The sequence below is a fragment of the Microbacterium kyungheense genome (assembly GCF_006783905.1).
GTDB lineage: Bacteria > Actinomycetota > Actinomycetes > Actinomycetales > Microbacteriaceae > Microbacterium > Microbacterium kyungheense.
The window spans coordinates 360,101-386,055 of record NZ_VFPE01000001.1 but is presented as its reverse complement, the minus strand read 5'-3'; the positions used below and the strand labels follow the sequence as shown (position 1 = coordinate 386,055).

Sequence of the window (25,955 nt, the reverse complement as noted above, 5' to 3'; positions counted from 1 at the left end):
GTTACTTACCAGCCTTTCCGGCCTTGCGCCGAACGACCTCGCCGGCGTAGCGCACACCCTTGCCCTTGTACGGCTCGGGCTTGCGGATCTTGCGGATGTTGGCCGCGGCCTCGCCGACAGCCTGCTTGTCGATGCCCGACACCGTGAGCTTGTTGTTGCCCTCGACGGTCAGCGTGATGCCCTCGGGAGCCTCGACGAGCACCGGGTGCGAGAAGCCGAGCGCGAACTCGACAGCCGTGCCCTTCTGCGCGACGCGGTAACCCGTGCCGACGACCTCAAGGCCCTTGGAGTAGCCCTGGGTGACACCGATGATGTTGTTGTTGATGAGCGTGCGGGTCAGGCCGTGCAGCGAGCGCGACTCGCGCTCGTCGTCGGGACGGGTCACCAGGACCTGCGCCTCTTCGACCTTGACCTCGATGGGACGGGCCACGGAGAGCACGAGCTCGCCCTTGGGGCCCTTGACGGCGACATCCTGGCCATCGACCGAAACGGTCACACCGGCGGGGATGTCGATCGGAAGACGACCGATACGCGACATGTCAGATCACCACACGTAGGCGAGGACTTCCCCACCCACGCCCTTCTGCTCGGCCTGGCGGTCCGTGAGGAGGCCAGAGGAGGTGGACAGGATGGCGACGCCGAGCCCGCCGAGAACGCGGGGGATCTCGGTCGACTTCGCGTAGACGCGGAGGCCGGGCTTCGAGACGCGCTTGATGCCGGCGATCGACCGCTCGCGGTTCGGGCCGTACTTCAGCGTCAGCGTGAGGGTCTGGCCGACGCGTGCGTCGCTGACCTCCCACGACGAGATGTAGCCCTCCTGCTTGAGGATGTCGGCGATGTGGGTCTTGAGCTTGGAGCTCGGCAGCGACACGGTGTCGTGGTGCGCCGAGTTCGCGTTGCGCAGACGGGTCAGCATGTCTGCGACCGGGTCTGTCATTGTCATTTCTGGGTTCCTTCGTTCACGAGGTATCGGCTGGCGTTACACGCCAGACGACCTTCCATGATGGCCGTATTCAGTTGTGTGAGCGGATGCCTCGGCCGGAGCTTATGCGCCGGCCGAGGCATCCACGGGTCACGCCTGGGCGTCCTCGGACTTGAACGGGAAGCCGAGGTGGCGCAGCAGCGCACGGCCTTCGGCGTCCGTCGAAGCCGACGTCACCACAGTGATGTCGAAGCCGCGCACGCGGTCGATCTTGTCCTGGTTGATCTCGTGGAACACGGACTGCTCCTGGAGACCGAAGGTGTAGTTGCCGTGACCGTCGAACTGCGCACCCGACAGGCCGCGGAAGTCGCGGATGCGGGGCAGGGCGAGGTTCACCAGACGGTCCAGGAACTCCCACGCGCGGTCACCGCGGAGGGTGACGTGCGCGCCGATGGCCTGGCCCTCGCGCAGCTTGAACTGCGCGATCGACTTGCGAGCCTTGGTGACGACCGGCTTCTGACCGGTGATCTTGGTGAGGTCGTCGACCGCACCATCGATCACCTTGCTGTCGCGAGCAGCCTCGCCGACACCGGTGTTCACGACGACCTTGACCAGGCCGGGGATCTGCATGACGTTCGCGTAGCCGAACTCTTCCTGCAGCGCCTTCTTGATCTCGGCGTTGTACTTCTGCTTCAGGCGGGGCTGGATCTTGCCAGCCTCCACGGCAGTGGTGGTGCTCATGTTCAGAGGTCCTTGCCTGACTTCTTCGCGTAGCGCACGCGGACGGTGCGCTTCACGCCGTCCTTCGTCTGCTCCTCGACGCGGTGACCGACGCGGGTCGGCTTCTTGGTCGAGGGGTCGACGAGCGCGACGTTGGAGATGTGGATCGGGGCTTCCATCGTCTCGATGCCGCCCGTCTTGGTGCCGCGCTGCGACTGGCCGACGCGGTTGTGCTTGGTGACGTAGTTCACGCCCTCGACGATGACGCGGTTCTGCTCGGAAAGGACCTCGAGGACCTTGCCCTGCTTGCCGCGGTCGCCGCCGCGCTCGGGCTTGGCGCCCGAGATGACCTGAACCAGGTCGCCCTTCTTGATCTTGGCCATGGGGTCAGATCACCTCCGGTGCGAGCGAGACGATCTTCATGAACTTCTTGTCGCGAAGCTCACGGCCGACCGGGCCGAAGATACGGGTGCCGCGGGGCTCCCCGTCGTTCTTCAGGATGACGGCGGCGTTCTCGTCGAACTTGATGTAGGAACCGTCGGCACGACGGGTCTGCTTGACGGTGCGGACGACGACGGCCTTGACCACGTCGCCCTTCTTGACGTTTCCGCCCGGGATCGCGTCCTTGACCGTGGCGACGATGATGTCGCCCAGGCCGGCGTAACGACGGTTGGAGCCGCCGAGCACGCGGATCGTGAGCAGCTCCTTGGCGCCGGTGTTGTCGGCGACCTTGAGGCGGGACTCAGTCTGAATCACTTGGCCTTCTCCAGAATCTCCACCAGACGCCAGCGCTTGGTGGCGCTCAGCGGGCGGGTCTCGTTGATGAGGACGAGGTCGCCGATGCCGGCAGTGTTGCCCTCGTCGTGCGCCTTGACCTTGGAGGTGCGGCGGATGACCTTGCCGTACAGCGGGTGCTTCACGCGGTCCTCGACCTCGACGACGATGGTCTTGTCCATCTTGTCGCTGACGACGTAGCCGCGGCGCGCCTTGCGGTAGCCACGGGCGTCGGCGTCGCGGACGTCGTGCGCGCCGTGCTCGACCTCAACGGCCTGCTTCTTCTCAGCCATCACTCGGCCTCTTCCTTCGCAGCCTCGTCGGCGGCATCCGCCTTCTTGGCCTTGGTCTTCTTCGCCTTCGTCGCGGTCTCCAGCGGCGCGGGCGTGGCACGGATGCCGAGCTCGCGCTCACGGATCACGGTGTAGAGCCGCGCGATGTCGCGCTTGACCGCACGGATGCGGCCGTGGCTCTCGAGCTGGCCGGTGGCCGACTGGAAGCGCAGGTTGAACAGCTCTTCCTTGGCCTTGCGCAGCTCCTCGACGAGGCGCTGGTCTTCGAACGTGTCGAGCTCGCTGGGAGCGAGCGTCTTGGTGCCGATCGCCATTACGCGTCGCCCTCCTCGCGCTTGATGATGCGTGCCTTGAGAGGCAGCTTGTGGATGGCACGGGTCAGGGCCTCACGAGCGAGTTCCTCGTTGACGCCGGCGACCTCGAAGAGGACGCGACCCGGCTTGACGTTTGCGACCCACCACTCCGGCGAGCCCTTACCCGAACCCATGCGGGTCTCGGCGGGCTTCTTGGTGAGCGGACGGTCGGGGTAGATGTTGATCCACACCTTGCCGCCACGCTTGATGTGACGGGTCATCGCGATACGAGCGGACTCGATCTGACGGTTCGTCACGTAAGCGGGGGTGAGCGCCTGGATGCCGAACTCGCCGAAGGAGACCTTCGTGCCGCCGGTGGCCTGGCCGCTGCGGCCGGGGTGGTGCTGCTTGCGGTACTTGACCTTGCGGGGGATGAGCATTACGCCGACGCTCCTTCTGCCACGGGGGCCTCGTTGCGGCGGTCGCCGCCACGCTCGCCGCGGTCGCCACGCGGGCCGCCACGACGGTCGTCACGACGACGGTCAGACTTCGGCGCGTTGGCCTGCTCGCGAGCGAGCTCCTTGTTGGTCAGGTCGCCCTTGTAGATCCAGACCTTCACGCCGATGCGGCCGAAGGTGGTCTTCGCCTCGTAGAAGCCGTAGTCGATGTTCGCGCGCAGCGTGTGCAGCGGCACACGACCCTCGCGGTAGAACTCCGAACGGCTCATCTCGGCGCCGCCGAGGCGGCCGGAGACCTGGATGCGGACGCCCTTGGCGCCGGCGCGCTGAGCGCCCTGCAGGCCCTTGCGCATCGCGCGGCGGAACGCCACGCGAGCGGTGAGCTGCTCGGCGATGCCCTGCGCGACGAGCTGAGCGTCGGCCTCGGGGTTCTTGACCTCGAGGATGTTCAGCTGGATCTGCTTGCCGGTGAGCTTCTCGAGGTCGGCGCGGATGCGCTCGGCCTCGGCGCCGCGGCGACCGATCACGATGCCCGGGCGGGCGGTGTGGATGTCGACGCGGACGCGGTCACGCGTGCGCTCGATCTCGATGTTGCTGACGCCGGCACGGTCGAGCTGCGTCTGCAGCAGCTTGCGGATCCGGATGTCCTCGGCCACGTAGTCGGCGTAACGCTGTCCCGGCTTCGTCGAGTCCGAGAACCAACGCGACACGTGGTCCGTGGTGACGCCGAGGCGGAAGCCGTACGGGTGAACCTTCTGTCCCATTACTTGCTCGCCTTCTTGCTCTTGCCAGCCTCAGCCGTCTCAGCGACCTCGGGGGTCGAGAGCACGACGGTGATGTGGCTGGTGCGCTTCTTGATCTGGAAAGCACGACCCTGCGCGCGGGGCTGGAAACGCTTGAGCGTCGTGCCCTCGTCGACGTACGCGTTCTTCACGTACAGGTCCTGCTCGTCCAGGTACTCGCCGTCCTTGTCGGCCTTCACGCGAGCGTTCGCGATCGCCGAGGCGACGAGCTTGTAGATCGGCTCGCTCGCACCCTGCGGTGCGAACTTGAGGATGGCCAGGGCCTCCTCAGCCTGCTTGCCCTTGATGAGCGCGACGACACGACGAGCCTTCTGAGGGGTCACGCGGATGTGTCGCACGCGTGCGATGGACTCCACCATTTCTCTCTCCTCTGCCCCCGCGTCAGCGGCGGCGGCCCTTCTTGTCGTCCTTCACGTGGCCGCGGAAGGTGCGGGTGGGCGCGAATTCGCCCAGCTTGTGGCCGACCATGGTCTCGGTCACGAACACGGGGATGTGCTTGCGACCGTCGTGCACGGCGATGGTGTGACCCAGCATGGCCGGGATGATCATCGAACGGCGCGACCAGGTCTTGATGACGTTCTTGGTGCCGGCTTCGTTCTGGACGACGACCTTGCGAAGCAGGTGCTCGTCGACGAAGGGGCCCTTCTTAAGGCTGCGAGGCATCTTCCTCTACTCCTACTTGCGCTTCTTGCCGGCGTTGCGACGACGGACGATGTACTTGTCACTTTCCTTGTTCGCGTGACGGGTGCGGCCTTCGGCCTGGCCCCACGGCGAAACGGGGTGACGACCACCGGACGTCTTGCCCTCACCACCACCATGCGGGTGGTCGACCGGGTTCATCGCGACACCGCGGACGGTCGGGCGGATGCCCTTCCAGCGGTTGCGGCCGGCCTTGCCCCAGTTGATGTTCGACTGCTCGGCGTTGCCGACCTCGCCGACGGTCGCGCGGCAGCGCGCGTCGACGTTGCGGATCTCGCCCGAGGGCAGACGCAGCTGGGCGTAGGGGCCGTCCTTGGCGACGAGACGCACCGACGCACCGGCCGAACGCGCGATCTTCGCGCCGCCGCCGGGGCGGAGCTCGATCGCGTGGATCACGGTACCGGTGGGGATGTTCTTCAGCGGCAGGTTGTTGCCCGGCTTGATGTCGGCCGAGGGACCCGACTCGATGATGTCGCCCTGCTGGAGCTTGTTCGGGGCGAGGATGTAACGCTTCTCACCGTCGAAGTAGTGCAGCAGCGCGATGCGCGCGGTGCGGTTGGGGTCGTACTCGATGTGCGCGACCTTGGCGTTGACGCCGTCCTTGTCGTTGCGACGGAAGTCGATGACGCGGTACTGACGCTTGTGGCCACCACCGATGTGACGCGTGGTGATGCGGCCCTGGTTGTTGCGGCCACCGGTCTTGCTGAGCGGGCGGAGGAGCGACTTCTCCGGCGTCGATCGCGTGATCTCGGCGAAGTCGGCCACCGACGAGCCGCGGCGACCCGGGGTCGTGGGCTTGTACTTGCGAATAGCCATAGTTCTCTAGTCCTCGTTCCCGACCGTCAGCCGACTGCCGTGAAGATGTCGATGGTGCCCGACTTCAGGGTCACGATGGCACGCTTGGTGTCCTTGCGCTTGCCGGTGCCGAAGCGGGTGCGACGGGCCTTGCCCGCGCGGTTGAGCGTGTTGACCGCAGCGACCTTGACGCCGAAGATCTTCTCGATCGCGAGCTTGATCTCGGTCTTCGAGGCACGCGGGTCGACGAGGAAGGTGTACTTGCCCTCGTCGATGAGCGAGTAGCTCTTCTCCGAAACGACCGGCTTCAGGATGATGTCGCGCGGGTCCTTGTTGACGGCGGTCATGCCGAGGCCTCCTCGGTGGCGGCGGTCTTCGACGAGACGAACGCGTCGTAGGCGGCCTTGGTGAAGACGATGTCGTCCGAGACGAGCACGTCGTAGGCGTTGAGCTGGTCGAACGGCAGCACGTGCGCGAACGGGATGTTGCGGACGCTGAGGACGCTGATGTCGTCCGTGCGGTCCACGACCACGAGCACGTTCTTGACGGCGCCGAGACCGGTCAGGACCGCGGCAGCGGTCTTGGTCGACGGGGCGCCCTCGATGCCGAAGGACTCCACGACGTGCAGACGCTCGCCACGAGCACGGTCGCTGAGCGCGCCCAGGAGGGCGGCGGCGATCATCTTCTTGGGGGTGCGCTGCGAGTAGTCGCGCGGCTTCGGGCCGTGCACGATGCCACCGCCGGTCATGTGCGGCGCGCGGATCGAGCCCTGGCGGGCGTTACCCGTGCCCTTCTGCTTGAAGGGCTTGCGGCCGGCGCCCGAGACCTCACCGCGACGCTTGGTCGAGTGGGTGCCCTGGCGAGCCGCCGCGAGCTGCGCGACGACGACCTGGTGGATGAGCGGGATGTTCGTCTTGACGTCGAACAGAGCGGCGGGCAGCTCAACCGAGCCGGCCTTCTTGCCGTCTGCCTTCACGACGTCGAGCGCGAGAGTCGAGTCAGCCATGAGATCAGGCACCCTTCACTGCGTTGCGGACGTAGACGATGCGGCCACGAGCACCGGGGACGGCGCCCTTGACGAGCAGCAGACCCTTCTCGGCGTCGATGCCGTGCACCTTGAGGTTGAGAACGGTCACGCGCTCGCCACCCATACGGCCGGCCATGCGCATGCCCTTGAAGACGCGGCTCGGGGTCGACGATGCGCCGATCGAACCGGGCTTGCGGTGGTTGCGGTGCGCACCGTGCGAAGCGGAGACGCCCTTGAAGTTGTGACGCTTCATGACACCCGCGGTGCCCTTGCCCTTGCTGGTGCCGACGACGTCGACCAGCTGGCCGGCCTCGAACGTGCCGTCCACCGTGAGCTCCTGACCGAGTGAGTAGTCAGCGGCGTCCGCGGTGCGGATCTCGGTGAGGTGACGGCGCGGGGTGACACCGGCGGCCTCGAAGTGGGCCGTCTGGGGCTTGTTCACCTTGCGGGGGTCGATCTGGCCGTAGGCGATCTGGACGGCCTTGTAGCCGTCCTTCTCCGGCGTGCGGACCTGGGTCACGACGTTCGGAGCGATCTCGATGACGGTGACGGGAACGAGCTTGCCGTTCTCGTCCCAGACCTGGGTCATGCCGAGCTTGGTGCCCAGCAGGCCCTTGGAAACCTTGTTGTTGATGTCAGCCATGTCGAACCTCAGAGCTTGATCTCGATGTTGACATCGGCCGGGAGGTCGAGGCGCATGAGCGAGTCGACCGCCTTGGGCGTCGGGTCGACGATGTCGATCAGGCGCTTGTGGGTGCGCATCTCGAAGTGCTCGCGGCTGTCCTTGTACTTGTGAGGCGAACGGATCACAGCGATCACGTTCTTCTCGGTCGGAAGGGGCACCGGGCCCACAACCGTCGCGCCCGCACGGGTCACGGTGTCGACGATCTTGCGCGCCGACGAGTCGATGACCTCGTGGTCGTACGACTTCAGGCGAATGCGGATCTTCTGTCCCGCCATTGTCTGCTCACTCTCTTTCTCGCGTCATACCCCTGTGGCATTGGACGCACATGGGCGCTGAGCGCCCTGGCACTGTTCCTCGCGGCCGCTCGGTTCCCGAGCTTGTCGAGGGATGCTGCACCGCTGTTCTGCTGTCAATCCGGATGCCGCGCCGAAGCGCCGCTCCCGGCATCCGTTCTCCGCCCGCGCAGAGCATGGCTCCGCTGGAGGTGGATTCTGGATGTGGTGGTTCTGCTGCCCGCGGCCTAGGACCCTGCGCGTTGCGCCGCCTATGCACTGCCCTGGCAGTGATCCAGCGCACGCCAAGAGGGGCGCCGGAATGTGGAACCTCACTAGTCTACGTGCAGCCCGGGCGTGTCGCAAACTCGGGCGTGTCGCGACGCGGGTATGCTCGGGCGTTTCTCAGGCGGCATCCGCTGCGGAGAGGAATGGATGCCGCCGGCACGGCGGAAGGGGCGGCCGGTGCTTACCCGCGGGAGGTACTCGCGCCCGCGACCGAGCCCTCGCCATCGGGAGTGGCGAAGGGCTCGGCCCCCGTCACAACAGCGCTGACGGGGTGGGGTGAGAGGACGGACCTCGGGGCAGCCCGGCCTCTGTCGTAACGACGCAGGGCGCCCCAGATGGGGCCCCCTCCCAATCACGCAACGGCAAGTGAGAATGATGCGGTCGTGCTTCCCCAAGCGGTTCGGCATTTCTCCCCAAACACGAGCCGAAGCGTGTTCCCGGGGCAAAGCTATGCCTCGCAGGTGATCCCGTCAAGTAGCGGCTCGACAACAACGCGGACGGCGCCAGGAGCCTGCCTCCGCGTCGACGGCCCGTGCTGAGACAGTCGAAGCGGCCCGGGTCGCCCCGGGCCGCTTCGACTGTCTCAGGTCACTCGTTGCCGACGGCCTTGTCGATGTTGTCGCGCACACCGTCGACGTGCTGGTCGATGCTGTCGGGCGCCACCTTCTTCACGAAATCGGCAGCGGCGTCCAGCACGTTGTCGCTGACGCCCTCGGCCTGCTCCGACTTGAGGACGTCGTCGATCTTGTCCTTGTTCTGCTCCAGGAAGTCCTTGCCCTGGTTGACGATGTCGTCGATTCCCATGCTCACTCCTTCTCGCCCCGACTGCGGCGTCACGTCACATTCTCGCGGGAGGGATGCCGCCGGCGGAACCCTTTCCGGCAAGCGGCGTCCGCCACGCGCCGGGCTATCTCATGCCGATGGAACGCAGATACCCCGCGAACACGTCGAGGGAAGCGAGCTGCTCGAATCCGTAACGGTCGCAGCGCCACCCGGTCGCACGCACGACGAGCCGCTCGCGTTCGTGCTGGTCGGCCGCCACTTGGGCCGCGGTCCGCCCCGACATGAAGTCGGCGTCGGCGATCTTGATCGCGCCGTCGAACTCCATCCAGCGACCGCGCTCCGGCCACGCCTGATCGAGAAGCGCGAACCTGCCGTCGCCGAGCTCGACGCGCAACTGCAGCTGCGGAGGCGGAACGCCGAGCTGCAGCATCCACAATCGCGACACCGCCTCGCCCGGAAGCTGCGTTCGGCCGTCGGCCAGCTCGGTGAGGACGCGGGCTTGGCGGATGCCGCGCGCCCTGGTTCCGGCGACCACCCGCTCTCGCACGAGCGTTCGGAACGCCTCGGCGCTCGTGTGGTCGTACGTCAGCGCGACCTCGTCCCACGCCGTCTTGCGCAGCGCGTCGTCGAACGCGACGATCCCCGCTTCGGGTGAGCCGGTGCGGATGACGTCGTACACCGTCCGGTCGAGCGACGTCACCCGGAGCCCGTCGATGAGGGCGACGTCGTTCTCGGGCAGCGGCTCCTGATGCCGGACCACGTCGGCGGTGTCGCGTCGCGTGTACGGGCGCGGGACGATGACGTCGACCCTGTCGCTCCGGGTGCGGAACACGGATTGCCGCCACAGCGCCGACGCTGTCGCGCGGCAGAACGTCGCAAGCCCGTCCCGCTGGCGCGACGCCACGGCGTGCGCGAGCGTACGGAGCCGCATCTCGCTGTACAGCTGCTCCCACTCGGATGCGAGGGCGTACGCACCCGGACGGACGCGTGCGAGCAGCCCGGGCGCGATCCCGACTGGCGCGCCAACGTCGAGCCGCACGCCTGCACGGTCGAACAGCGCGATCCGTCCGTCACGTATGGCCATGCATCCGATCGTGGCCAGCCGCGTTCAGCCCGACCAGGGCGCTGCACACGTGTGTGGACAAGTCGCGCCGCTCTCGCCCCTGTGGAGGACGCGCCGCCTCCACGACCATGCCCCCCTCGGCACGCCGGCCGTGTCCCTCTCGCCGCGAGCATGCCCATCCGCGGCCGACCTTGCCCCTTCCATCGCGACCGTGCCTGTTCCGGCCGGGGGCATGATCGCGGACGACACGGCATGTTCGCGACCCAGAGGACATGGTCGCGCAGGGCAGGGCATGGTCACGAACCAGAGGGCATGGTCGCGCAGGGCGGGGCATGGTCGGGGGGCCGGGGGGGCGGGCGAGCGGGCGGGGGGGGGGAACGACAAGAGGGCCGCACCCTTGCGGGTGCGGCCCTCTCTACAGCAGTCGAAGATTACTTGATGATCTTCGTGACCGTGCCGGCGCCGACGGTGCGGCCACCCTCACGGATGGCGTAGCCGAGGCCCTCCTCCATGGCGATCGGCTGGATCAGCTCGACCGTCATGTCGGTGGTGTCGCCGGGCATGACCATCTCGGTGCCCTCGGGCAGCGTGATGACGCCGGTGACGTCGGTGGTGCGGAAGTAGAACTGCGGACGGTAGTTCGTGAAGAACGGGTTGTGACGGCCGCCCTCCTCCTTGGACAGGATGTACGCCGTGCCCTCGAAGTTGGTGTGCGGGGTGACCGAGCCGGGCTTCACGACGACCTGGCCGCGCTCGACGTCGTCACGCTTGGTGCCGCGCAGGAGCAGACCACAGTTCTCGCCGGCCCATGCCTCGTCGAGCTGCTTGTGGAACATCTCGATACCGGTGACGATCGTCTTCTGCGTCGGGCGCAGACCCACGATCTCGACCTCGGAGTTGATGGCCAGCGTGCCACGCTCGGCGCGGCCCGTGACGACCGTGCCACGGCCGGTGATGGTGAAGACGTCCTCGATGGGCATGAGGAACGGCTTGTCCTTGTCACGCACCGGGTCGGGGATCGACGAGTCCACGGCCTCCATCAGGTCGAGGATCGACTGCGTCCACTGCTCGTCGCCCTCGAGAGCCTTCAGGCCCGAGACGCGCACGACGGGGGCGTTGTCGCCGTCGAAGTCCTGCGACGAGAGGAGCTCGCGGACCTCGAGCTCGACGAGCTCCAGGATCTCCTCGTCGTCGACCATGTCCGACTTGTTCAGCGCGACCAGCAGGTAGGGGACGCCGACCTGCTTGGCGAGCAGCACGTGCTCACGCGTCTGAGCCATCGGGCCGTCGGTGGCGGCGACCACGAGGATCGCGCCGTCCATCTGAGCGGCACCGGTGATCATGTTCTTGATGTAGTCGGCGTGACCCGGGGCGTCGACGTGAGCGTAGTGACGCTTCGGGGTCTCGTACTCGACGTGCGAGATGTTGATCGTGATACCGCGCTGACGCTCCTCGGGAGCCGAGTCGATCGACGCGAAGTCGCGCTGCACGTTGGTGGCCGACGGGTACTTGTCGGCGAGCACCTTCGAGATAGCTGCGGTGAGCGTGGTCTTGCCGTGGTCGACGTGACCGATCGTTCCGATGTTCACGTGCGGCTTGGTGCGCTCGAACTTGGCCTTAGCCACTGGGTCCTCCTCAGGACGTTCGTGTAGAGGTTCCGGACGCTGGTGTGCGTCGGTCGTCTACGGGGATGTCTCCAGCTTAGTAGAGACGGTTCTGTTGATTCTGTGTGAAGTTGTGCCGCCGGGATGCCTCGTCACCGAGGCATCCCGGCAGAAAGGGTTACTCGCCCTTGACCTTCTGGACGATCTCGTCAGCGACGTTGCGAGGAACCTCGGCGTAGCTGTCGAACTCCATCGAGTACACCGCGCGGCCAGAGGTCTTCGACCGCAGGTCGCCGATGTAGCCGAACATCTCGGACAGCGGCACCAGAGCCCGGACGACCTTGACGCCCTGGGCGTCCTCCATCGACTGGATCTGGCCACGACGCGAGTTCAGGTCGCCGATGACGTCACCCATGTACTCCTCGGGAGTACGCACCTCGACCGCCATGAGCGGCTCGAGGATGACGGGGTTCGCCTTGCGGACGGCCTCCTTGAAGCCCATCGAGCCGGCGATCTTGAACGCCATCTCGGACGAGTCGACGTCGTGCGAGGCACCGTCGAGGAGGATCGCCTTCACGCCCACCATGGGGTAGCCGGCGAGCACGCCGACGTTCATGGCGTCCTGGAAGCCCTGGTCGGTGGGTCCGATGTACTCGCGCGGGATGCGGCCACCGCTGACCTTGTTCTCGAACTCGTAGATCTTGTCGGCCGTGACCTCGAGAGGCTCCAGCGCGAACTGGATCTTCGCGAACTGACCCGAACCACCGGTCTGCTTCTTGTGCGTGTAGTCGTGACGCTCGACGGTCTTCTTGATCGTCTCGCGGTACGCGACCTGCGGCTTGCCGACGTTGGCCTCGACCTTGAACTCCCGCTTCATGCGGTCGACCAGGATGTCGAGGTGCAGCTCGCCCATGCCCTTGATGACGGTCTGGCCGGTCTCGGCGTTCTGCTCGACGCGGAACGTCGGGTCCTCTTCGGCGAGCTTCTGGATCGCGAGACCCAGCTTCTCCTGGTCGGCCTTCGTCTTGGGCTCGATGGCGACCTCGATGACCGGCTCCGGGAACGTCATCGACTCGAGGACGACCTGGTTGGCGGCATCCGACAGGGTGTCACCGGTGGTGGTGTCCTTGAGGCCGATGACGGCGTAGATGTGACCGGCGGTGACCGAGTCGACCGGCATCTCCTTGTTGGCGTGCATCTGGAAGATCTTCCCGATGCGCTCCTTCTTGCCCTTGGTCGCGTTGACGACCTGGGCACCCGAGTCGAGGTGACCCGAGTAGACGCGGATGTAGGTCAGACGGCCAAAGAACGGGTGCGTCACGATCTTGAACGCGAGCGCCGCGAAGGGCTCCTCGCGGTCGGCGTGACGCTCGATGATGATCTCTTCGTTCTTCGGGTCCTTCGCCTCGATGGCGGGGACGTCGAGCGGCGAGGGCAGGTAGTCCACGACCGCGTCGAGCATCGGCTGCACGCCGCGGTTCTTGAACGCCGAGCCACACAGGACCGGGTAGATCTCGGAAGCGATCGTGAGCTTGCGGATCGCCGCCTTGATCTCGGCGACCGTGAGCTCCTCACCGCCGAAGTGCTTCTCGAGAAGCTCCTCGTCGGTCTCGGCGACGGTCTCGAGGAGGATCTCGCGGTACTCGGCGGCCTTGTCGGCGAGGTCGGCCGGGATCTCCTGGATCTCGTACTTGGCGCCCATGGTCACGTCGCCCTTGGCATCGCCGGGCCAGACCAGCGCGCGCATCTCGACGAGGTCGATGACGCCCACGAAGTCGTTCTCAGCACCGATCGGCAGCTGCAGGACGAGCGGCTTGGCCTTCAGGCGGTTGACGATGGTGTCGACCGTGAAGTAGAAGTCGGCGCCCAGCTTGTCCATCTTGTTGACGAAGCAGATGCGGGGCACGTCGTACTTGTCGGCCTGACGCCACACCGTCTCGGACTGGGGCTCGACGCCCTCCTTGCCGTCGAAGACGGCGACGGCGCCATCGAGGACGCGGAGCGAACGCTCGACCTCGACCGTGAAGTCGACGTGGCCGGGCGTGTCGATGATGTTGATCTGGTTCTTGTTCCAGAAGCACGTGACGGCGGCCGACGTGATCGTGATGCCGCGCTCCTGCTCCTGCTCCATCCAGTCGGTGGTGGCAGCGCCGTCGTGCGTCTCGCCGATCTTGTGGTTGACGCCCGTGTAGAACAGGATGCGCTCGGTCGTCGTCGTCTTGCCGGCATCGATGTGCGCCATGATGCCGATGTTGCGGACCTTGTTGAGGTCGGTGAGCACTTCTTGTGCCACGGGGTGTCCTTACGGGTTGAAGGTGGTTCTGGGGCGTTTCGTCTCGCTCCGCCCGCTCAACGACCGGGGCCCGGTCGTTGAGCGAGCGAGGTACGAGCGAGACGAGACGCTCTGACGCTGATTACCAGCGGTAGTGCGCGAAGGCGCGGTTCGACTCGGCCATCTTGTGGGTGTCCTCACGGCGCTTGACCGCGGCACCCAGGCCGTTCGAGGCGTCCAGGATCTCGTTCTGCAGACGCTCGGTCATCGTCTTCTCACGACGACCCTTCGCGTAGCTCACGAGCCAGCGGAGCGCCAGCGTGTTGGCACGGTGAGGCTTGACCTCGACCGGCACCTGGTAGGTCGAGCCACCGACGCGGCGGCTCTTGACCTCGAGCGTGGGGCGCACGTTGTCGAGCGCCTTCTTGAGCGTGGCGACGGCGTCCTGGCCGTTCTTCGCCTCGACACCCTGCAGGGCGCCGTAGACGATCGACTCGGCGAGCGACTTCTTGCCGTCGACGAGGATCTTGTTCACCAGCTGGCTGACGATCGGGGCGCCGTAGACCGGGTCGTTGGCGACGGGACGCTTGGGAGCGGGACCCTTACGAGGCATCTGACTCAGCCCTTCTTCGCGCCGTAGCGGCTGCGAGCCTGCTTACGGTTCTTGACAGCCTGGGTGTCGAGCGCACCCCGGACGATCTTGTAGCGGACACCCGGAAGGTCCTTCACACGGCCGCCACGGACCAGCACGAGCGAGTGCTCCTGCAGGTTGTGACCCTCACCGGGGATGTACGCGGTGACCTCGGTGCCGTTGCGGAGCTTGACACGGGCGACCTTGCGCATCGCCGAGTTCGGCTTCTTGGGCGTGGTCGTGTACACGCGGGTGCAGACACCCGCCTGCTGCGGGTTCGCCTTGAGCGCCGGCGCCTTGGTCTTCGAGACCTTGGGCGAGCGACCCTTGCGAACCAACTGCTGAATAGTTGGCACGTTCTCTCCTCATAATGCTGCACGGTGACAGCGTCGTGGTTTCACCACAGACCCACCGGCGCGACAGGAACCTGTCGTGCGTTTCGTGGTGGGTATGCCGTGGGGGTGGCCTGTTCGCAGACCGTTCCCTGAATGCGGCGCCCGCCCGGCCGCCGACACGCCGAGGCACGTCGGACGGCGCGCGTGAGCGCACACCCGATCTATGATACGTGGGTTTCGGGGGTCGGGCAAACGCGGAGTGGATGCCGGCGGCCGATGCCGCCCCTCAGGCCCGCCCCGTGCGATTCCTCCGTGCCAGGACCGCATGGGTGCGCGCGAGCGTGCCCAGCGGCGCGGCGGTGAGCCGCGTCTGCTGCTGCGGTGCGATCACGCCCGCGTCGCGCAGGGTGCGCAGGGCCGCATCGAGATCTGCGCGGATGCCGTCGCGGTCGGTCTGAGGCAGCTCATCGATCGCCGAGCGCACGGCCAGCACGGGGTTGCCGCGCCCGCGTGCGGCGCTCCCGCGCCGGCGTCCACGGACCAGCTGCACGATGCCGGTGACGAGAGCCGCCGCCGTCATCAGCAGGAAGACGGCGAACCACGCCCATCCCCCGGCGATCGTCTCGGCGTAGAACGGGTAGGTCGCGGCGATCACCCCGCCGATGACGGCCTGAGCGAACGAGAGCACCGCGATCTGCGCCGAAACCTCGGCGTCCGGCTTGAGCCACTGCCAGCGCAACCCGACGTACGCCAGCGCACCGAGACCGGCGATGACGACGGGTACGGTCGCGTCGGCGCCGAGCCGGACCGGGATGCTGACGAGTCCGAGCGCGATGAGCGGCCAGAACTCCACGACGATCGTCAGGAGTCCCCACGCCGAGAAGGTGCGGGCCGGGCGCGCCCGGAAACCCTCGGCCGAGGCATCCAGGAGCTCTTGCACCTCGGGGTGCGCGGCGTACGCGCTGCGTTCGAGCGCGTCCCAGTCGAGTGGCGTTCCGTCCGCGACGCTCGTGCGCGCGTGGTCGGCTGCGGTGATGACGTCGTCACTCATCGCGCGCCTTTCCAGAAGAAAGTGGATGCCGGCGGCCTGGGCCGCCGGCATCCACTCGAAGAAGACGTCGTCAGTTGCCGGCGAGAGCCTGGTCGGTGTCCTTGATCGCCTGCATCATCTTGCGCAGCGACTCGCCCATGTCGGAGATGCCCTCGATGGCCTTCTCCAGACCCGTGGTCAGCTCGTTGTACCCCTCACCGAACTTGCCCGACGCGTGCTGCGTCTTGAAGTCATCGCCCAGCAGACGGTCCACGTCGCTCTTCAGGCGACGCAGCACGTCACCGATCTCTTCGCGACCCGAGTCGAGCTTGCCCGCCATCGACTCCATCTCGCCGTAAGAAGCCTTGAAATCAGCCATGATCCGTCCCTTTGTCAAAATCAGCGGACCCGATCAGGCCCACCGCCAGGCTACGACAACCCCCCACCACACCCACATGGGGACCATTCCCCATGTGGGTGGGCTCAGGCCGAGTACGCCCGCAGCAGCGTCGCCGCGTCGTCGGCGTCCAGCTCGTCGCGCTTCATGAGGGTCAGGATGCCGTCGGCGTACGCCGCGCGTCGGATCATCGCGGCGTCGGCGTCCTCGCCGGCGACCGCGTCGGCGAGCGCCGCCGCGGTGCCGTCGACGGGCGCGGGGGCCGCCGCCGGAGCGCGGCGGGCGCCGCGCAGGAGGAAGGCCGCGACACCGTAGAGCACCGCCGCGACCACCATCAGGACGATGCCGGCGATGACGGACGGCTGCATCAGGAACGGGTCATCGGCCACCCGCAGGCATGCGACGACGACACCGACGAGCACCCAGATCGCCAGGATGATCGGCACCGCCGCACCGACGAGGGGCCGCGACACGCGGCGCACGTAGACGAGCCCGACGATGGACATCACCAGCGAGACGATGCCCGACAGCAGGGCGACCTGGTCGAGGTCGGACACGAAGCCACCACCCGCCCGGGCCGGCAGGATCGCGGCCGGCGCGAGCAGCGCCACGATCAGCAGGATCACGAACCAGGCGACGTGCCCGCGGCCGCCCATGGTCTCCGCCCCGTGTGAGGCCGGGCTCGGAGCCGACGCGGCTGCCGCCATCGTCCGCTGCGTCGCCACCTGCACGTCGTTGCGGTAGCGCGCGTAGGCGGCCGTGATCCGCGTCCGTGCGTCGCCGTCCGCGGCCGCCGACTGCAGCTCCCACGCGATCGCCGGGATGGTGAGCCGCCCGGCGTCGAGCTCGGCGGCGCGCCGGCGCACGCGCGATCGGCGGTCACCGCCCCTCGTGCCGATGCCGGCGTACGCCGCCGCGACGTCGGGCGTCGCCGCCACGAGCTCGTTCCACTCCTCAGTCGCGCCCACCGACTCCTCCTCCGATGAACTGCAGATCGCCCACGAGGGCGTCGAAATCCGGCAGCGCGACGCCGATGGCGGCGAGGTCCGCGTCGATCAGCTCGACGAGCGTCGTGCCCTCGCCGCGCATCCGGACGGCACGGACCACGCCCATGGCGGCACGCTGGTCCTGGTCGCCTTCCGCGACGATGTACGCGCTGCGCCAGGCCCCCGGCACACCCTCGATCGCCTCGATGACGGGGTCGGTCACGCGCGCGTCGTCGGTGCGGAGCATCTCCAGGACCTGCTCCTGCGGAATGACCTCGTCCACGTCGATGACGTGGACGATCGCCTCGAACCCGCCCTGCACGGGGAAGTACCAGAAGCGTCGTGTGGCCGGCCAGTCCGATTCGGCCAGCAGCCGCGCCCGTTCCGCGAGCCCTTCGCGCTCGTCCGGACGGAGAGCGGCCTCTTGCGCGATGTCGTGCGCCCAGGCCGCGGCGTCGGGCCACCCGGCGAAGGGGAAGAACAGCGGAACCTCGATCCACAGCTCCGGGTCGTAGTCGGGGCCTTCGTCGGGCGCCTCTCCGGCCCTCACCGGGCCGACCATGTGAAAGTGCCCATGATGGCATCCAACAGGACGAGCACGTCCTCGGCAAAGTCGCTCTCGGCCTCGCCCGCGGCATACAGCAGCGACCCGCTCACCACGGCGGGCGTCCGGCGGGAGCCGCGCGGCGCCTCGAACAGATAGCTGACGGTGCGTGATCCCGCATCCTCGCCGCCCTCGCCGGGCAGGCCGGCGCGCCGCTGCTCCCAGCGCCACACCTCGAGGCCGTCCTCATCGCGTCCGCGCGCGAAGACAACGGACTTCGCCTCGACGCGCTGCGCGAACTCCTCCAGCCGGTCGGGCGAGCGCACCGGCGCCGGGGCGACCGTGATCGACGCCGGGATCACGATGTCGTCGACCGGCGCCACAGGCAGATAGCAGGCGACGGCCTTCTGGCGTCGCAGCTCGGTGAAACCGGCGTGCACGAACTGGCGCACCGACATCGTCTCGGCGGGTGTGCTGCGTTCGCGCAGGACGGCCATCATGTTGGCCGTCAGGCGGCGCTCCGCTTCGGCGTCGACGCCGAAGCGCGCCCAGCCCGGCGGCAGCACGACCGAGAACTCGAGTTCGGACTCCTGGTTCGCCGCCAGCTCGGCACGGAGATCATCCACCACGGCATTCAGTATTTCTCACGCGCATCGCCGTAACCGGGGATGAGCGAGAACACCGGGTCGAGTCCGGCCGTGAAGCCGCCCACGTTGAAGGCGGACTGGACCCCGCTCGGCATGACGGTCGTCGCCCGCGACGAGCGCAGCCAGGCCGACATGCCGCGCACCTGCCCCGACGCGCCGGAGGTGAGGTCGGCCACGAACTGGGGGAAGTCGCCGTAGCTGCGGTGTCCGCCGCGGATGGAGTTCCACACCCACTTGACGTTGACGGTGCGGCCTCCGAGGATCTCGGCCGTGCGCTGCTGCGCCCACTGCTGTGCGCCGCGACGGCCGCCCGGGCCGGTGAAAGTGCGGTTCAGCGACTCCCAGAGCGTGCGCCTGCCGTGGCTCATCGCGTTGATCGCCGTACCGGGACGCAGGCGGCCGGCGAGGTTGCTGAACATGCGCACGGGGGTTCCACCCGCCCGCAGGGCACCGGCGATCGGCTTGACGAACGGGATGAGTCCGACGATGTCGAAGGCGATGTCGCTCCACGACGCCCGCCCCTTCGTCATCAGGTAGATGTGCCCGACGAGGCTGATGACGGTCAGGATGGCGACCGCCGCGAGCAGCACGGCAGCGAGCGGCGCCGCGACGAAGATGGCGATGATCGCCAGCGCCATCGCGGCCCATCCGACCGCCTCGATGAAGACGTCGATGGCGTCGTCCCACCAGCTGTCGTTGTTGTCGGCCTGGGCGATCGCGGACTCGATTCCCGTCACAGCCGCCTCGTACGCGTCGGACCAGTGGCCGAAGGCGCGCTCGAACTGCGGCCACAGCTCATCGAGACGGCCCTGCGCGGCCGAGACGGCCCCCTGCGCGTCCGACACCTCGCCGGCCGCGGCCTGGCGCTGCGCCTCGGTGGGCTCGTCCTCCCAGATCCACACGCGGTCGAGGTCCCGCTGCGCGTCCTGCGCGTCGGCGAGCGTCGCCTGGCCGGCGCGGCGGTCGTCGTCGGCATCCTGGATCTTGGGCACCAGCGGGGTGATCAGCCGCTGCGCCTCGGCGAGCGCCGTCGCGTACGTGCGCAGCGTGCTGCCGGTCTTCGAGTACCGCTCCCCCGCCTTGCTCAGATCGGCGTGGACGTCGCCGGCCTCTTCGCGCACCTTGTCGACGGCGTCCGAGATCTGCGTCTTGCCCTCGCTGATGCGCGACAGGGACTTCGCCGCGGACGTCATCGTGGCGCCGAGGGTCTCGAGGCGCTGACCGCCGGTCTGGATCTTGCCCGCCTCGCCGTCGAGCAGCTGGAGGCGGTAGTGGTGCGCGGGCGAGTACAGGGGCGCCTCGTACGCATACGGGTACGTCATGGTGTCTCTTCCGTTCAGACCGGGGTGTTGTCGCGGCCGGAGTTCGCGAGCTGGTCGCGCTGCGCGTCGGACATCTGGGTCGCCAGGTCGGTGTCGAGCTTGAGGAATCCGTCGATGATCCCCTGCAGGTGGTCGCGCACTCCGGTGAGCGATTCCTTCAGCTTGTCGCGGTTGTCGTTCCAGTCGCCCTCGAAGTCGTCGACGCGGTCGCGCAGCGATCCGCGGCCGTCCGGGCGCCCGATCGCGCCCTCGATCTCGTCGGTGTTGTCGGCGGCGTGCTCGAACTCGGAGATCGCCGCCGACAGTCCGGCGGTCACCTCTTCGAGATCCTCCATGTTCAACCAGACCCGGTCGGCCATCGCTGCTCTCCTCCTCGTGCGGGTCGTCGCCGTGGCCCGCGAATGTCCGGACCGGCGAGATCCTCAGCCAGGCTAGCCAACGGCCGCCGAGCGGCACATGGGGACCATTCCCCATGTGGACAAGATCAGCCGACCAGCGGCAGCTGCACCGTCACGAAGCGCCCGTTCTCGACGAACAGACCGCGTCCGGCGGGGAACTCATGGCGCTGCACCTTGGGGAACGGAACCTTGAAGAGCGACTCGCCGTCGTAGCTCTCGGGGCGCAGCGCGATGCCGTGCCTGCCCGCCTTGAGCTCGCCGATGAGTCCGTAGCCGCCCGAGAGCTGCGTCACGTCGCCGTCCGCCACCAGGAAGTGGTCGCTGCGGTTGACGGCCTGGAACAGCTCCTTCAGCGGCCGCTCGGCGTCGGTGTCGCCGAACTCGGTGATGTTCTCGACCACGATGACGATGCGACTGGACACGGTCTCGTCGGCGACGATGTCCTTCAGCTCCTTCGCGAGGGTCCGGGCGTCCTCGATCCCGATCGCCGAGCGGCGCCACGCGGTCTCGTCGCGCAGCACCGCACGGCGTCCGCCGAAGTGGAACAGCTCGACCTTCGGGTCGAACCGCTGCATCGCCCGCATGATGCCGCGCACGGCGGTCGTCTTGCCGGACTGCGGCGGGCCGGCCACCACGAAGGTGCCCACGGGCTCGAAGCCCTTGGGTCCGAGCGTGTCGTCGCCGACGCCGAGCACGGGGAGCGCGTCGATGCTCGCGGGCAGGGTGGCGGCATCCAATTCGGTCGGAAGCGAGCCGATGTTCCGGGCCTCGATGGCCCCGGCGGCGCGCAGCGCCGCGGCGAACTGCTCGGCCGCGGCGTTCTGCTCGGCGACGTTGGTGGTTCCGCCGATGACCGCGATCTGCGTCTCGAGGCCGTCGACGATGGCGCGGCCGGGGACGCTGCGCTCGTTCAGGACGTCCTTGGGGACGCCGAGGATCGAGTACGCCCCCTCGTCCGACATGCGCAGCACGACGCGCTTGGTGACGTTCGCGCTGACGGCGGTCGGAACGGCGCCGTAGCGGTCCGCGGTGGCGACGACATGGATGCCGAGCGGGCGGCCCTCACCGAGGATGCGCATGAAGATCGCGTAGTAGGCCGCGCGGGCGGATGTCGTCTCCCAGTCCTGCTTGAAGACGCCGAAGCCGTCGAGGAGCAGGATGACGCGCGGCTCGGTGACGTCGCCCGTGATCGTGCGGTACTCCGACAGCGACGCCGCGTTCACCTCCGAGAACCGCTTGCCGCGGTCGTCGAGCATCTGACGGAGCGTCCGCAGTAGCCGCTGCACGCGCTCCACGTCGTCGCCCGAGACCACCGAGCCCACCTGGGGCATCGTCTCGAGCGAGCGCAGCGCCCCGGTGCCGAAGTCGATGCCGTACACGGCGACGCGCCCGGTCTGCGGGCGGGCGCCCGCGGCGATGCCGATGGTGCGCAGCGCGGCCGACTTGCCGGCGCCGCTCGTGCCGTACACGAGCATGTGGCCGTCGGTGTCGGGGCTGAAGAACACGGCCTCCTGCAGCTGGCGCTGCGGGATGTCGGCGAGTCCGAGCGGGATGCGGTCGTCGCCCGACATCGGAAGATCGCGCAGGTCGATCGTCGTGGCGAGGTCGTCGAGCCACGGCCGGCGGGGAGCGGGGATGCCGGCGTCCGCGGCCGCCTCGACCAGGTTCGCCACGAGGCGCTTCTGGTCGTTCGGGCCGAGGTCCTCGTCGTGCGTGTCGGACTCGCCCTCGCCGTCGCTCTCCCACAGGGTCACCGAGCCGAACCGCAGCTCCGCCACACGCACCTGGGCGCGGTCGGGCTCGTCGGTCGTCCATCCTCCGGCGTAGCCGGACTGGAACGGCACGAGGCGGCCGGGGCCGGTCTTCGCGATGCCGCGTCCGGGCAGAGACGGGTCGAACGTGGACGCGACGACGTCGCCCACGACGTCGTTGGAGTCGGCGGCGTCGGCCATCCGCAGTGCGACACGCAGGTTCGTGTTGGCGCGCAGGTTGTCTTTGATGACGCCGGCGGGCCGCTGGGTGGCCATGATCAGGTGGATGCCGAGGGACCGGCCTCGCTGGGCGATGTCGACGACGCCGTCCACGAACTCGGGCACCTCGGTCGCCAGCGCCGCGAACTCGTCGATCACGAGGATGAGCGCGGGGGGCGTGTCGGGATCCTGACGCTTCTCCAGCTCCAGGAGGTCCTTGGCCTTCTTGCGGTTGAACAGGTGCTCGCGGTGGTGCAGCTCGGCCCGCAGCGACGTCAGCGCCCGGCGCACGAGGTGCGGCGACAGGTCGGTGACGAGCCCCACGGTGTGCGGCAGGTCGACGCAGTCGGCGAACGCCGAGCCGCCCTTGTAGTCCACGAACAGGAACGTGACACGGTCGGGGCTGTACTCGGCCGCCATGCCGAGCACCCACGCCTGCAGGAACTCGGACTTGCCCGAACCCGTCGTGCCGCCCACGAGCGCGTGCGGACCCTGCGTGCGCAGATCGAGCGACATCGCGTCGGGGCTCCCCTGGCCGATGTAGGCCTTGAGCGTGCCCGCGCGCTTCAGGCGCGGCCGCGGACCGCGGCGCCGGTCGATGATCGAGTTGTTCTGCCGCCACCGTTCGATCGCGGCCTGCGGCTCGGCAGCCATGTCGGTGCCGATCAGTCGCAGCATCGACACGTTGGCGGGCAGGTCGGACGAGTCGGCGGCGACCGAGCTGGAGTCCACCACGGGAGCCAGGCGCTTCGCGAAGATCTCGGCGTACCCGCGCGAGACGCCCTCGACCTGCACGGTGCGCGTCCGGTGGCCGGCGCGCACCCAGCCGACCATGGCGTCCTCGAGCCCGCCCGACACGTCGATGAACGTGCGGCAGGCGGCGGGCAGCGACTCGACGGTCGGGGCGACGAAGATCGTGAAGACGCCGGCATCCGGTCCGCGTTCGATCACCTGCGTGAGCCGGGGCCGGTCGACGGGCGCGTCGTGCGTCACGAACAGGACGAGCGACACATCCCCGACCGCCGACGCGTCACGGCCTTCGCCCACGCTCTTGCCGAGGGCCATCGACGTCTCGTTCTCGGACACCGGGCCGCGGCGGGTGGCCGATCCCGACAGGCGCTCGAGGATCGCCTCTTCGAGCCCGTTGAGCAGCGCCGTGCCCGCCGACTGGCTGTCGGCGAGGGCCATCTCGGCGAACGGGGAACGCGGGCTGGTGGTGTGCGGCAGCCACTTCATCCACTCCATGTCACCGGTCCAGGCAGGGTCGATGATCGCGGCGGTGACGACCTCGTTGGGCGCGTGCAGGCCGAACAGCTGGACGCCGAGGCCCCGCACGACGTCGGCGGCGAGCTCGCGAGGACCGGCGATGCCGATCGCGCCCGCCGACGGCAGCAGCTCGATCGCCGGCACGTCGTCGATCTGCGCGAACCGCTCGCGCAGCACCCGCACCTGCTGGGCGTACTGGGCGATGCCGCGCTGGTCGTTCGGCTCCTGCACGGTGTTGCGGCTGTCGGCCGTGCCGACGCCCAGCCGCAGTCCCAGGAAGTTCCAGTGCTCCGGCCGCCGCGTCCACAGCAGCGGGCCGAGCGACATGGCGTTCTCGTAGATGGTCGCGGTCGCCGGCGCCTCGGCCCGGCGGCGCTCCCGCTCCAGGCGCTCCTCCTCTTCGAGGGACTGCTCCAGCTCGTCGATCTGCGTCTCGAACGTCTCGATCTCCAGCTCCAGCTTCTTGCCCTGCTGGGTGCGCTGGCCGATGAAGTTGCCGAGCATCATGAGCGGCGCCATCACCACGATCAGCAGCGACGTCGGCCGCTGCGTCATCGCGAACATCGCGAGGCCCAGCAGCACCGGCGCCATGATCATGGGCCACGGGAAGATGCGCGGATCCGCCTCGTTGGGGATGATCGGATGCCGGAACTCACGGCCCGTGTAGCGGTCCTCGACACGGGGCGAGCGGTTGAACATCAACGCCCCGCCGCGCTCCAGCACGAGCGAGTCGTCCGTCTGCACGCGCGGGGCGAGGGCGAACGACACCTCGGTGGAGCCGATCGTGATGCGCTGACCCGGCAGCACGCGCACGCGCTGCACGAGACCGCCGTCGACGATGAGCCCGTTCGCCGAGTTGAGGTCGATGAGGTCGATGCCCTGATCGACGTCGACGCGGGCGTGGCGCTTGGACACCTGCGGGTCGTCCAGCAGCACCTGCGCGGGAGCGACGCGGCCGATGACGCTCGACCCTGCCGGCAGCGGGATCGTGCGGCCGGCGTCGGGACCGTTGTGGATGCGCATGACGGCGGCGGTGGCGGCGGCATCCATCCCCGTCGCCAGCGCGGGGACCACGGACGCGTCGAACCCCGATCCGATCGGGGCGTCGGCGATCGGCATGGCCGGGTTGAGGTGCACCGGCTGCCCGGCAGGCGAGGCTACCAGCAGCGTCGGGACCTCGCTCGCGTTGACGCCGCCCGGCGCCGCGAGCGCGTCGCCGTCGGCGAGCGCCCGGGCGACGTCCTGGACGGTCGCCGTCGCATCGGCGGTCACCAACACGTCGACGGAGGATCCCACGCCACGACGCAGACTCAGCTTCAGCTTCACGAATCAGCACCTCTCGCCACGAGTTCGAACGACCTGCCGCCCACCTGCACCGACCAGCCGAGCGGCACCCGCGCCGCCTGATCGGACGGCACGTCGACCACGTCGCCGCCGGGCGACACCAGCTGGGTGCCGTTGCGGGAGCCGCGGTCGGCGACCCACAGGCCGTCGGCGTCCTGCCCGAAGGCGGCGTGCGTCTTCGACATGAGCCGCTGCGGGTCCTCCAGGCGCACGAGCGCCTCGACCTGCTCCCCCGCGGCGGGCTCCGGATCGCGGCCGATGAGGCCGCGCGCCGGGACGCGCACGATGGAGCCGTCGTCGAAGCGGATCATCGCCTGCGCGCGGCGTGAGCCCACCGGCCCCGTGCCCGGGCTCGCCGGCGAGGGCGCAGGGGTGGCGGAGGCTTGCGGCACGGGCGCGGGTGCAGGGGTGGCGGAGGCTTGCGGCACGGGCGCGGATGCCGGCACCGGCTGAGCAGGCCCCTCCGCGGGGGCTGCATCCTGGCGCGGCAGCGCGCCGCGGGCGGCGGGTGCGGCGGGCGCAGATGCTGCGGGCGCCGCCGCGGGCGTGACCCCCGGCGCACCGGTGACGAGACCGGTCGCCGCGTGGGCGGTCGCCGCGCCGCCGGGGACCTGGGCGATCACGCTCGCGTCGATGCCGTCCGACACGGCCTCCCACTGGGCGCCCGTGCTGCCGGGGCCCACGACGCCGGCCCGCGAGCGGGCGCCGGGGATCCGCAGCGCGGTGGCGGCGTCCGCGTCGCTCGCCATGGACGGCAGATTCTCGCTCTGCTCGGGGCGCCCCGCCGCCGCACGCCGCGCATGACGCAGTGCCTTGGCATCGAACGGGTCGAGCCCGGCGCGCGCGTCGATCACCCAGCATCCGCCGACGCGATCCAGGATGCTGCGCCCCCGGCCCTGCGGATCCCACAGACCGGAGGCGAACATCAGGGCGGGGCCGACGAGCGGCACGATTGCGCTGGCCCACAGCACGAGCGCGCGCAGCACGACGTGCCAGAAGCCCGCCCGGCCGAGGTCGTCCACGGCGATCGACCGGAGTCGCATGGCGGCCTTGCCCGCGGTGACGCCGCGGCGGCCGTGCAGCGCGAGCTGCAGCAGACCGAACAGCAGCGGCAGGACCGTGCCGATGATCACGAGCAGCGGCCCGACGAACGACGTGTCACCGCCGGCCACCATGAGCGCGCCGACCACCGCGGGCGACGCGAGCAGCAGCCAGATGCCCGCGTCGATCGTGAAGGCGAGCGAGCGGATGCCGGGCGCAGCCGAGACGATCCCGAGGACCTCGGGGTCTTCGGGAGCGGGTGGGGGCGGGACGGATGCGGGGAGGGTCATCGG

31 protein-coding genes are annotated in these 25,955 nt (G+C 68.7%); all 31 read right to left on the bottom strand.

The genetic code is table 11. From position 1 onward, the window contains the following. Position 1: 1 nt before the first annotated feature. The 31 genes from rplF to FB391_RS20060 all read right to left on the bottom strand — a co-directional run bounded on the left by rplF (position 2) and on the right by FB391_RS20060 (position 25,952). Positions 2-538 carry a 50S ribosomal protein L6 gene (gene rplF, locus FB391_RS01715; RefSeq protein ID WP_018171458.1) on the bottom strand — a complete coding sequence of 179 codons (537 nt, stop codon included), beginning with the start codon at positions 536-538 and terminating at the stop codon, positions 2-4. A gap of 6 nt (positions 539-544) precedes the next feature. Next, entirely contained in the window at positions 545-943 is a 399-nt protein-coding gene (gene rpsH / locus FB391_RS01710; RefSeq protein ID WP_018171457.1) for a 30S ribosomal protein S8, read from the bottom strand. Between the two features lie 129 nt (positions 944-1,072). Next, entirely contained in the window at positions 1,073-1,663 is a 591-nt protein-coding gene (rplE, locus tag FB391_RS01705; protein WP_141892565.1) for a 50S ribosomal protein L5, read from the bottom strand. A 2-nt stretch (positions 1,664-1,665) separates the two neighbouring features. After that, complete coding sequence (gene rplX / locus FB391_RS01700) at positions 1,666-2,025, bottom strand: 50S ribosomal protein L24 (RefSeq protein ID WP_141892564.1); 360 nt, start codon at positions 2,023-2,025, stop codon at positions 1,666-1,668. A 4-nt stretch (positions 2,026-2,029) separates the two neighbouring features. Beyond that, on the bottom strand, positions 2,030-2,398 hold the full coding sequence (gene rplN, locus FB391_RS01695; protein WP_018171454.1) for a 50S ribosomal protein L14: 369 nt from the start codon (positions 2,396-2,398) through the stop codon (positions 2,030-2,032). Beyond that, positions 2,395-2,709 carry a 30S ribosomal protein S17 gene (gene rpsQ / locus FB391_RS01690; protein WP_141892563.1) on the bottom strand — a complete coding sequence of 105 codons (315 nt, stop codon included), beginning with the start codon at positions 2,707-2,709 and terminating at the stop codon, positions 2,395-2,397. Before rpsQ ends, rplN begins: the two co-directional genes overlap by 4 nt. Beyond that, positions 2,709-3,023, bottom strand: coding sequence for a 50S ribosomal protein L29 (gene rpmC, locus FB391_RS01685; protein ID WP_045301493.1), 315 nt, complete (start codon positions 3,021-3,023; stop codon positions 2,709-2,711). The genes rpsQ and rpmC overlap by 1 nt, the downstream gene beginning before the upstream one ends. Next, positions 3,023-3,442 (bottom strand): 50S ribosomal protein L16, encoded by a 420-nt coding sequence (rplP, locus tag FB391_RS01680; protein ID WP_018171451.1) that lies wholly within the window; start codon positions 3,440-3,442, stop codon positions 3,023-3,025. Before rplP ends, rpmC begins: the two co-directional genes overlap by 1 nt. After that, positions 3,442-4,224 (bottom strand): 30S ribosomal protein S3, encoded by a 783-nt coding sequence (gene rpsC / locus FB391_RS01675; RefSeq protein WP_141892562.1) that lies wholly within the window; start codon positions 4,222-4,224, stop codon positions 3,442-3,444. The genes rplP and rpsC overlap by 1 nt, the downstream gene beginning before the upstream one ends. Beyond that, positions 4,224-4,622, bottom strand: coding sequence for a 50S ribosomal protein L22 (gene rplV, locus FB391_RS01670; RefSeq protein ID WP_018171449.1), 399 nt, complete (start codon positions 4,620-4,622; stop codon positions 4,224-4,226). Before rplV ends, rpsC begins: the two co-directional genes overlap by 1 nt. 22 nt (positions 4,623-4,644) lie before the next feature. Beyond that, entirely contained in the window at positions 4,645-4,926 is a 282-nt protein-coding gene (gene rpsS / locus FB391_RS01665; protein ID WP_018171448.1) for a 30S ribosomal protein S19, read from the bottom strand. 12 nt (positions 4,927-4,938) lie between these two features. Further along, the gene (gene rplB, locus FB391_RS01660) at positions 4,939-5,778 is read right to left on the bottom strand and encodes a 50S ribosomal protein L2 (RefSeq protein WP_141892561.1); all 840 of its coding nucleotides are present in this window, start codon (positions 5,776-5,778) and stop codon (positions 4,939-4,941) included. Positions 5,779-5,804: 26 nt separating this feature from the next. Further along, on the bottom strand, positions 5,805-6,104 hold the full coding sequence (rplW, locus tag FB391_RS01655; protein ID WP_018171446.1) for a 50S ribosomal protein L23: 300 nt from the start codon (positions 6,102-6,104) through the stop codon (positions 5,805-5,807). Beyond that, positions 6,101-6,763 (bottom strand): 50S ribosomal protein L4, encoded by a 663-nt coding sequence (gene rplD, locus FB391_RS01650; protein ID WP_141892560.1) that lies wholly within the window; start codon positions 6,761-6,763, stop codon positions 6,101-6,103. The genes rplW and rplD overlap by 4 nt, the downstream gene beginning before the upstream one ends. Before the next feature lie 4 nt (positions 6,764-6,767). Then, a complete protein-coding gene (rplC, locus tag FB391_RS01645; protein ID WP_141892559.1) occupies positions 6,768-7,427 on the bottom strand; it encodes a 50S ribosomal protein L3 in 660 nt (219 codons plus the stop codon). 8 nt (positions 7,428-7,435) lie between these two features. Continuing rightward, on the bottom strand, positions 7,436-7,744 hold the full coding sequence (gene rpsJ, locus FB391_RS01640) for a 30S ribosomal protein S10 (protein ID WP_106816553.1): 309 nt from the start codon (positions 7,742-7,744) through the stop codon (positions 7,436-7,438). A gap of 873 nt (positions 7,745-8,617) precedes the next feature. Continuing rightward, entirely contained in the window at positions 8,618-8,833 is a 216-nt protein-coding gene (locus FB391_RS01635) for an Rv0909 family putative TA system antitoxin (protein ID WP_141892558.1), read from the bottom strand. A gap of 103 nt (positions 8,834-8,936) precedes the next feature. Beyond that, positions 8,937-9,896 (bottom strand): hypothetical protein, encoded by a 960-nt coding sequence (locus FB391_RS01630; protein ID WP_141892557.1) that lies wholly within the window; start codon positions 9,894-9,896, stop codon positions 8,937-8,939. Between the two features lie 410 nt (positions 9,897-10,306). Beyond that, positions 10,307-11,500 carry an elongation factor Tu gene (tuf, locus tag FB391_RS01620; RefSeq protein ID WP_141892556.1) on the bottom strand — a complete coding sequence of 398 codons (1,194 nt, stop codon included), beginning with the start codon at positions 11,498-11,500 and terminating at the stop codon, positions 10,307-10,309. A gap of 157 nt (positions 11,501-11,657) precedes the next feature. Next, positions 11,658-13,772 (bottom strand): elongation factor G, encoded by a 2,115-nt coding sequence (gene fusA / locus FB391_RS01615; RefSeq protein ID WP_141892555.1) that lies wholly within the window; start codon positions 13,770-13,772, stop codon positions 11,658-11,660. A 121-nt stretch (positions 13,773-13,893) separates the two neighbouring features. Further along, complete coding sequence (gene rpsG, locus FB391_RS01610; RefSeq protein ID WP_018171439.1) at positions 13,894-14,364, bottom strand: 30S ribosomal protein S7; 471 nt, start codon at positions 14,362-14,364, stop codon at positions 13,894-13,896. Positions 14,365-14,369: 5 nt separating this feature from the next. Further along, a complete protein-coding gene (gene rpsL / locus FB391_RS01605) occupies positions 14,370-14,738 on the bottom strand; it encodes a 30S ribosomal protein S12 (RefSeq protein ID WP_018171438.1) in 369 nt (122 codons plus the stop codon). Positions 14,739-15,003: 265 nt separating this feature from the next. Further along, on the bottom strand, positions 15,004-15,768 hold the full coding sequence (locus tag FB391_RS01600) for a hypothetical protein (protein WP_141892554.1): 765 nt from the start codon (positions 15,766-15,768) through the stop codon (positions 15,004-15,006). A gap of 70 nt (positions 15,769-15,838) precedes the next feature. Beyond that, positions 15,839-16,126, bottom strand: coding sequence for a WXG100 family type VII secretion target (locus tag FB391_RS01595; protein ID WP_018171432.1), 288 nt, complete (start codon positions 16,124-16,126; stop codon positions 15,839-15,841). Positions 16,127-16,230: 104 nt separating this feature from the next. Further along, on the bottom strand, positions 16,231-17,112 hold the full coding sequence (locus tag FB391_RS01590; RefSeq protein ID WP_141892553.1) for a hypothetical protein: 882 nt from the start codon (positions 17,110-17,112) through the stop codon (positions 16,231-16,233). Continuing rightward, the gene (locus tag FB391_RS01585) at positions 17,099-17,680 is read right to left on the bottom strand and encodes a hypothetical protein (RefSeq protein ID WP_141892552.1); all 582 of its coding nucleotides are present in this window, start codon (positions 17,678-17,680) and stop codon (positions 17,099-17,101) included. Before FB391_RS01585 ends, FB391_RS01590 begins: the two co-directional genes overlap by 14 nt. Further along, entirely contained in the window at positions 17,677-18,303 is a 627-nt protein-coding gene (locus tag FB391_RS01580; protein WP_141892551.1) for a hypothetical protein, read from the bottom strand. The genes FB391_RS01585 and FB391_RS01580 overlap by 4 nt, the downstream gene beginning before the upstream one ends. 5 nt (positions 18,304-18,308) lie before the next feature. Beyond that, positions 18,309-19,643: a hypothetical protein gene (locus FB391_RS01575; protein ID WP_185842887.1), complete on the bottom strand. Its 1,335-nt coding sequence runs from the start codon at positions 19,641-19,643 to the stop codon at positions 18,309-18,311. 14 nt (positions 19,644-19,657) lie between these two features. Further along, positions 19,658-20,002 carry a flagellar protein FlgN gene (locus FB391_RS19570; RefSeq protein ID WP_185842886.1) on the bottom strand — a complete coding sequence of 115 codons (345 nt, stop codon included), beginning with the start codon at positions 20,000-20,002 and terminating at the stop codon, positions 19,658-19,660. Between the two features lie 125 nt (positions 20,003-20,127). Beyond that, complete coding sequence (locus tag FB391_RS01570) at positions 20,128-24,603, bottom strand: type VII secretion EssC family protein (RefSeq protein WP_141892549.1); 4,476 nt, start codon at positions 24,601-24,603, stop codon at positions 20,128-20,130. Next, positions 24,600-25,952, bottom strand: a complete 1,353-nt coding sequence (locus tag FB391_RS20060; protein ID WP_141892548.1) for an RDD family protein — start codon at positions 25,950-25,952, stop codon at positions 24,600-24,602. The genes FB391_RS01570 and FB391_RS20060 overlap by 4 nt, the downstream gene beginning before the upstream one ends. Between the last annotated feature and the right edge of the window lie 3 nt (positions 25,953-25,955).

Excerpts from the sequence above, each read along its gene's own strand:
- FB391_RS19570 (WP_185842886.1), bottom strand. The coding sequence starts at position 20,002 with ATGGCCGACCGGGTCTGGTTGAACATGGAGGATCTCGAAGAGGTGACC.
- rplP (WP_018171451.1), bottom strand. The coding sequence starts at position 3,442 with ATGCTCATCCCCCGCAAGGTCAAGTACCGCAAGCAGCACCACCCCGGC.
- FB391_RS01595 (WP_018171432.1), bottom strand. The coding sequence starts at position 16,126 with ATGGCTGATTTCAAGGCTTCTTACGGCGAGATGGAGTCGATGGCGGGC.
- rpsC (WP_141892562.1), bottom strand. The coding sequence starts at position 4,224 with ATGGGACAGAAGGTTCACCCGTACGGCTTCCGCCTCGGCGTCACCACG.
- rplD (WP_141892560.1), bottom strand. The coding sequence starts at position 6,763 with ATGGCTGACTCGACTCTCGCGCTCGACGTCGTGAAGGCAGACGGCAAG.
- rpsQ (WP_141892563.1), bottom strand. The coding sequence starts at position 2,709 with ATGGCTGAGAAGAAGCAGGCCGTTGAGGTCGAGCACGGCGCGCACGAC.
- rplX (WP_141892564.1), bottom strand. The coding sequence starts at position 2,025 with ATGGCCAAGATCAAGAAGGGCGACCTGGTTCAGGTCATCTCGGGCGCC.
- rplE (WP_141892565.1), bottom strand. The coding sequence starts at position 1,663 with ATGAGCACCACCACTGCCGTGGAGGCTGGCAAGATCCAGCCCCGCCTG.
- rpsJ (WP_106816553.1), bottom strand. The coding sequence starts at position 7,744 with ATGGCGGGACAGAAGATCCGCATTCGCCTGAAGTCGTACGACCACGAG.
- rplC (WP_141892559.1), bottom strand. The coding sequence starts at position 7,427 with ATGGCTGACATCAACAACAAGGTTTCCAAGGGCCTGCTGGGCACCAAG.
- FB391_RS01600 (WP_141892554.1), bottom strand. The coding sequence starts at position 15,768 with ATGAGTGACGACGTCATCACCGCAGCCGACCACGCGCGCACGAGCGTC.
- rplV (WP_018171449.1), bottom strand. The coding sequence starts at position 4,622 with ATGGTGGAGTCCATCGCACGCGTGCGACACATCCGCGTGACCCCTCAG.
- rpsH (WP_018171457.1), bottom strand. The coding sequence starts at position 943 with ATGACAATGACAGACCCGGTCGCAGACATGCTGACCCGTCTGCGCAAC.
- FB391_RS01635 (WP_141892558.1), bottom strand. The coding sequence starts at position 8,833 with ATGGGAATCGACGACATCGTCAACCAGGGCAAGGACTTCCTGGAGCAG.
- rpsS (WP_018171448.1), bottom strand. The coding sequence starts at position 4,926 with ATGCCTCGCAGCCTTAAGAAGGGCCCCTTCGTCGACGAGCACCTGCTT.
- rplW (WP_018171446.1), bottom strand. The coding sequence starts at position 6,104 with ATGACCGCCGTCAACAAGGACCCGCGCGACATCATCCTGAAGCCGGTC.
- FB391_RS01575 (WP_185842887.1), bottom strand. The coding sequence starts at position 19,643 with ATGACGTACCCGTATGCGTACGAGGCGCCCCTGTACTCGCCCGCGCAC.
- rpsG (WP_018171439.1), bottom strand. The coding sequence starts at position 14,364 with ATGCCTCGTAAGGGTCCCGCTCCCAAGCGTCCCGTCGCCAACGACCCG.
- rpmC (WP_045301493.1), bottom strand. The coding sequence starts at position 3,023 with ATGGCGATCGGCACCAAGACGCTCGCTCCCAGCGAGCTCGACACGTTC.
- FB391_RS01630 (WP_141892557.1), bottom strand. The coding sequence starts at position 9,896 with ATGGCCATACGTGACGGACGGATCGCGCTGTTCGACCGTGCAGGCGTG.
- rplF (WP_018171458.1), bottom strand. The coding sequence starts at position 538 with ATGTCGCGTATCGGTCGTCTTCCGATCGACATCCCCGCCGGTGTGACC.
- rplB (WP_141892561.1), bottom strand. The coding sequence starts at position 5,778 with ATGGCTATTCGCAAGTACAAGCCCACGACCCCGGGTCGCCGCGGCTCG.
- FB391_RS20060 (WP_141892548.1), bottom strand. The coding sequence starts at position 25,952 with ATGACCCTCCCCGCATCCGTCCCGCCCCCACCCGCTCCCGAAGACCCC.